The sequence below is a fragment of the Pseudomonas wayambapalatensis genome (genome assembly GCF_049942315.1).
Lineage (GTDB): Bacteria > Pseudomonadota > Gammaproteobacteria > Pseudomonadales > Pseudomonadaceae > Aquipseudomonas > Aquipseudomonas wayambapalatensis.
On the sequence record NZ_JBNFMU010000031.1, the window covers coordinates 1 to 5431 of the forward strand.

Here is a 5431-nt window from a genome sequence, read left to right on the forward strand (position 1 = left end):
GCGCTGCGACTGGATCGCCCCAGGCATCGCCGAACGCCTGGTGCGCGAAGGTCATCACCTCAAGGCACATGTGGCATGCAGCTTGCCATTCACCGCTCTCACTCCAGATTCTAATCCCCTATCAAGACACAAGCGGCACAAGGCCCCTCCTGCAGAAGTCGGGTCGGCCACCCGACCAACTGTCATCCCCCCGATGTAACCCGCTGCTAGGCTCAAGACATAACAACTGTCAAAAAGCCACTATCATGCGCGCCTGCCTGCTGCTGTCCCTGCTCGTGGCTTCGGCACCGGGCATGGCCATGACCCTCTACAGCACCACCGACACCTTCGGCGTGGCGTCCTATTCCTATCAGCCCAGCCCTGGTGCACGGGCAATGGCGCTGCGCGAGCCGATGGTCGAACGTCTCGACGATCAAGTCCGCCTGCATCCCGAGGCACTGGTTGGCGGTGTGCGTTTTTCGGCGCGCAATGACCTGTTCGCACCCGTGGAGGTCGAGCTGCGTCTGGAAGGCCTGGTCAACGCGCGCGACGGCAATGCTCCGCGTCTCGTTCGACGTGTGCTGGCGCCGCGTTCCACGCAGGTGCTGAGCGTGGTGATGGCGAGTCCGGGCAGCCAGCTGAAATACCGGGCCAAGCTACGCCATGCCATGGGCGACCCCGCTCAGCGCCCGCAGGCGTATCGCTACCCGTTTCCTTGGCGCGGCGGGCCGTTCCGGTTGAGCCAGGGGCCCAATGGGCGCTACAGCCATTTCGGCCCCAAGGGGCGCTACGCCATGGACATCGCCTTGCCCGAAGGCACACCGATCATCGCCGCCAGGGGCGGGGTGGTGGTGAAGATGGAGAATCGTCAGACCGAACGCGGTAACAATCCTTCTGGCAACTTCGTACGCATCCTGCACGCAGACGGCACCATGGGTGTCTATCTGCACCTGATGCGTGGGTCAGTGGTGGTAGCCGAAGGGCAACGCGTGGCGCAGGGGGAGGTGCTGGGCAAGTCAGGCAACACCGGCAACAGCAGTGGGCCGCACCTGCATTTCGTGGTGCAGCGCAATGTGGGGCTGGCGCTGGAGTCGATTCCCTACCGCTTCGACCGTCCGATTGGCGGGTTGCCGGACTTCACGGCAGGGAATCCTTGAACAGCGCTGTCAATCGAGCTTCAGCACCTTGGCCAGGACGATCTTCGGCCCTTTCATCTTCTTGATGATGATGCGCAGGCCTTCGACTTCCAGCACTTCCTCTTCCTCGGGCACGCGCTTGAGCGACTCGTAGACCAGGCCGGCGAGAGTCTCGGCCTCGATATGATCAAGGTCGATGCCCAGCAGGCGTTCGACCTTGAACAGCGGCGTGTCGCCCCGCACCAGCAGCTTGCCCGGCTGGTAGGCGAGGATGCCGCGTTCGGCCTTGCGGTGTTCGTCCTGGATATCGCCGACCAGCACTTCCAGCACGTCTTCCATGGTCAGGTAGCCGATCACCTTGCCATCGGCTTCCTCGACCAGCACGAAGTGCGCACCGCCCTTGCGGAACTGTTCGAGCAACTGCGACAGCGGCATGTGTCGCGATACGCGCTCCAACGGTCGGGCCAGGTCTTCCAGGTCGATGGTTTCAGGGAGGTGGTCCAGTTCGGCCAGCTCCAGCAGCAGGTCCTTGATGTGCAGCAGGCCGGTGAACTCTTCGCGCTCGGCGTCGTACACCGGGTAGCGGCTGAACTTGTGGCGGCGGAACATCGCCAGGATGTTCTTCAGCGGTGCCTTGGCGTCGAGCACCACCATGTCTTCACGGGAGTTGGCCCAGTCGACCACCTCCAGCTCGCCCATTTCCACCGCCGAGGCCAGCACGCGCATGCCTTGGTCGCTTGGGTCCTGGCCGCGGCTGGAGTGCAGGATCAGCTTGAGCTCTTCACGGCTGTAGTGGTGCTCATGGTGCGGCCCGGGCTCGCCCTGGCCGGCGATGCGCAGGATGGTGTTGGCGCTGGCGTTGAGCAGGTAGATCGCTGGATACATCAGCCAGTAGAACAGGTACAGCGGCACTGCCGTCCATAGCGAAAGCAGCTCGGGCTTGCGGATCGCCCAGGATTTGGGTGCCAGCTCCCCGACCACGATGTGCAGGTACGAGATCACGAAGAAGGCGACGAAGAACGACACGGCCTTGATCAGTTCCGGGCTGTCGACGCCCAGGTAGGCCAGCAGCGGTTCGAGCAGGTGGGCGAAGGCCGGCTCTCCGACCCAGCCCAGGCCCAGCGAGGCCAGGGTGATGCCCAATTGGCAGGCCGACAGGTAGGCGTCGAGCTGGTTGTGTACTTTGCGCAGGATGCTGCCGCGCCAGCCGTGCAGCTCGGCGATGGATTCGACGCGGGTAGAGCGCAGCTTGACCATGGCGAACTCGGCGGCAACGAAGAAGCCGTTGAGCACTACCAGGAACAGGGCAAAGAGAATCATGCCGAAATCGGCGAATACAGAGGCGAGGCTGATACCAGGGGAAGGGTCCATGATGGAGTTTTTACGGGGTCCGTCTTTGAAAGAGAGAGAAAAAAAGTGCCAGCTCTAGCTGGCACAGGGGATCCAATGTAGCGGCTGAAGCTGCAAAAGCAAAGGGGATGCTTTTTGCCGTGGGGATTCTCAGCTGCGATTTGCCGCCAATTGAGCCGGCGCAAAATGACAGGTGAACGTGCTGCCATGCCCCGGCACGCTGCTGATTTCAAGCTTGGCGCGATGGCGCATCAGCACATGCTTGACGATCGCCAGGCCCAGCCCGGTGCCGCCGGTGTTGGAGGCGCGGCTGGAGTCGACGCGGTAGAAGCGTTCGGTCAGGCGCGGCAGGTGCTTGGCGTCGATGCCCACCCCCGAGTCCTGCACGCTCAGGTGTGCCCCTTGCTCGTCGGCCCACCAGCGGATGCGAATGGTGCCTTCCTCCTGGGTGTACTTGACCGCATTGAACACCAGGTTGGAGAAGGCGCTGCGCAGTTCCGACTCGCTGCCTTTCAGGCGCAGGCCCGGCGCGGCTTCCAGTGAGATGTGCTGGCGCTTGGGCCCGGACAGCGCCTGCGCGTCGCCCTTGATCGACTGCAGCAGGGTATCCACCGCCACCGGCTGGTTGTCCGAGGGATAGTCGGTCGCTTCCAGCTTGGCCAGCAGCAACAGGTCGTTGAGCAGGGTCTGCATGCGCGAGCCTTGCTGGCTCATCTGCTGCAGCGCACGGGCCCAGCGTGGGTTCACGTCTTCGACGTTGTCCAGCAGGGTTTCGAGGTAGCCGGTGATCACCGTCAGCGGGGTGCGCAGTTCGTGGGAGACGTTGGCGACGAAGTCCTTGCGCATCTGTTCGAGCTGGTGGATGCGGGTCACGTCGCGCACCAGCATCAGGTGCTCGTTGTTGCCGTAGCGGGTGATGTGCAGTTGCACGCGCAGGCGGTCATTGATCGGCGAGGGGATTTCCAGCGGTTCGACGTAGTTTTCCGCTTCGAAGTATTCCTTGAAGCGCGGATGACGGACCAGGTTGGTGACCGGTTGTCCGCCATCCTGGGGCGTCTTGAAGCCCAGCAGGGTCTCGGCGGCGCGGTTCCACCACTCCAGGTTGCCATCGCTGTCGAGCATGATCACCGCATCGCGCAGGGCAGCGGTGGACTCCTGAACCCGATCGATCACCGCTTGCAGGCGCCCGCGGACACGCTGGTCGCGGCGCTGCAGGTGATAGATGCTGTCGAACACTTCGCCCCACAGCCCGTAGCCGTCCGGTGGTGCTTCGTCGGGCTGGTGGTTGCGCAGCCATTCGTGCAGGCGCAGCAACTGCTTGAGGGTCCAGCCCAGGTAGAGCGCCAGGCCAACTGCCAGGCTCCAGCCGTATTGTCCGCTGACCAGCCCGCCGAGCAGACAGACGCTGATCAGCAGGAGCAGGTGGCGAATCAGGGTCGCGTGCCAGTTCGGGTTCAATTCACAGTCCTTGTACAGCGGCTTGCAGCGAAGCGTGCGGGCGTGTCAGCTCTTGGTCGAGAAACGGTAGCCGGTGCCGCGGACGGTTTGTACCAGATTTTCGTAGGCCTCACCCAGTGCCTTGCGCAGACGACGGATGTGCACGTCGACGGTGCGCTCCTCGACATAGACGTTGCCGCCCCAGACCTGGTCGAGCAGCTGGCCACGGGTGTAGGCGCGCTCCTGGTGGGTCATGAAGAACTGCAGCAGGCGGTACTCGGTCGGGCCCATCTCGGCGGGTTTGCCGTCGATGGTCACGCGGTGGCTGATCGGGTCGAGCAGCAGGCCGCCGACTTCGATCGGTGCCTCGCTGTCGCTCGGGCCGGTGCGGCGCAGCACGGCCTTGAGGCGGGCCACCAGCTCGCGGGGCGAGAACGGCTTGGTGATGTAGTCGTCGGCGCCGACTTCCAGGCCCTGGATCTTGTTGTCCTCTTCGCCCTTGGCGGTGAGCATGATGATCGGGATGTCCCCGGTCAGCTCGTCGCGCTTGAGGCGGCGTGCCAGTTCGATGCCGGAGGTGCCGGGCAGCATCCAGTCCAGCAGGATCAGGTCCGGCTTGCGGTCGACGATGATGGCGTGGGCCTGCTGGGAGTTCTCTGCCTCGAGGCAGTCGTAGCCGGCCATTTCCAATGCAACGGCGATCATCTCGCGAATAGGCGCTTCGTCGTCGACGATCAGAATGTTCCTGCCAACCATGCTCAAAACTCTCCCATCTATGGTGTCTTGGCCCGCATTAGATAACGGAATTATTGCAGCTGTGTGACAAGGCGTTGGCCGTTCTGGCGACATTGCGTGACTGGGCTAGGCTTCACAAGGCCGCTGCGGCGGTGTTCTCCCTCCTTCCCCCGACACGATGGTGATTCCAATGACACGACATACGCTGAGCTGGATGGCCCTTTTCGCTGCGCTGGCATTGCCGGGGGTGGCGTCGGCGCACCATGCGATGGAGAAGGACGGCATGTGGGTCGACCATGCCGGCATGACCCTGTACACCTTCGACAAGGATGCCGGAGGCAAGTCGATGTGCAACGGTGAATGCGCAACCAACTGGCCGCCGCTGCTGGTCAAGGCCGAGGATGAAGCTGCCAAGGACAAGTGGACGGTGATCGAGCGGGACGATGGCAAGAAGCAGTGGGCTTACGACGGCAAGCCGCTGTACACCTTCATCAAGGACAAGAAAGCCGGAGACAAGACCGGTGATGGCGTGAAGGACGTCTGGCATATCGCCAAACCCTGAAGCGTGCGCGGACTCTGTGGGTGCAACTGTCTTGCTCAAAAATCTGAGGCCTGCCCAATCCCCTGTGGGAGCGGGTTTACCCGCGAAAAAGACACCGCGCTGCATGGCACGGGCTACGCCCGTGTTCGCGGGACAAGCCCGCTCCCACAGGGGATTGGGCAGGCCTCAGATTTTTGAGCAAGACAGTTGCACCCACAGAGTCCGCGCACGCTTCAGGGTTTGGCGATATGCC

Annotated in this window: 5 protein-coding genes and 1 pseudogene; 3 read left to right on the top strand and 3 right to left on the bottom strand. The window is 63.1% G+C overall.

Annotated elements, in window-relative coordinates:
* Both ACPZMI_RS00605 and ACPZMI_RS00610 read left to right on the top strand, forming a co-directional pair.
* A pseudogene (locus tag ACPZMI_RS00605) lies at positions 1-88 on the top strand (hypothetical protein); the annotation flags it as partial.
* A 157-nt stretch (positions 89-245) separates the two neighbouring features.
* Positions 246-1136, top strand: coding sequence for a M23 family metallopeptidase (locus tag ACPZMI_RS00610; RefSeq protein WP_426351461.1), 891 nt, complete (start codon positions 246-248; stop codon positions 1134-1136).
* A 9-nt stretch (positions 1137-1145) separates the two neighbouring features.
* Here ACPZMI_RS00610 and ACPZMI_RS00615 read toward each other — a convergent pair whose 3' ends face one another.
* The 3 genes from ACPZMI_RS00615 to phoB form a co-directional block, all read right to left on the bottom strand.
* Positions 1146-2486 (bottom strand): hemolysin family protein, encoded by a 1341-nt coding sequence (locus ACPZMI_RS00615; RefSeq protein WP_186670089.1) that lies wholly within the window; start codon positions 2484-2486, stop codon positions 1146-1148.
* 129 nt (positions 2487-2615) lie between these two features.
* Positions 2616-3923 (bottom strand): phosphate regulon sensor histidine kinase PhoR, encoded by a 1308-nt coding sequence (phoR, locus tag ACPZMI_RS00620; protein WP_288377715.1) that lies wholly within the window; start codon positions 3921-3923, stop codon positions 2616-2618.
* A 45-nt stretch (positions 3924-3968) separates the two neighbouring features.
* The gene (gene phoB / locus ACPZMI_RS00625; RefSeq protein ID WP_003253341.1) at positions 3969-4658 is read right to left on the bottom strand and encodes a phosphate regulon transcriptional regulator PhoB; all 690 of its coding nucleotides are present in this window, start codon (positions 4656-4658) and stop codon (positions 3969-3971) included.
* A 169-nt stretch (positions 4659-4827) separates the two neighbouring features.
* Here phoB and ACPZMI_RS00630 point away from each other — a divergent pair, with 169 nt between their 5' ends.
* A complete protein-coding gene (locus ACPZMI_RS00630) occupies positions 4828-5199 on the top strand; it encodes a COG4315 family predicted lipoprotein (protein WP_186710929.1) in 372 nt (123 codons plus the stop codon).
* Positions 5200-5431: the final 232 nt, after the last annotated feature.

Bases quoted from the DNA above. Each gene is read 5' to 3' on its own strand.
- ACPZMI_RS00630 (WP_186710929.1), top strand. From the start codon at position 4,828: ATGACACGACATACGCTGAGCTGGATGGCCCTTTTCGCTGCGCTGGCA.
- ACPZMI_RS00615 (WP_186670089.1), bottom strand. From the start codon at position 2,486: ATGGACCCTTCCCCTGGTATCAGCCTCGCCTCTGTATTCGCCGATTTC.
- phoB (WP_003253341.1), bottom strand. From the start codon at position 4,658: ATGGTTGGCAGGAACATTCTGATCGTCGACGACGAAGCGCCTATTCGC.
- ACPZMI_RS00610 (WP_426351461.1), top strand. From the start codon at position 246: ATGCGCGCCTGCCTGCTGCTGTCCCTGCTCGTGGCTTCGGCACCGGGC.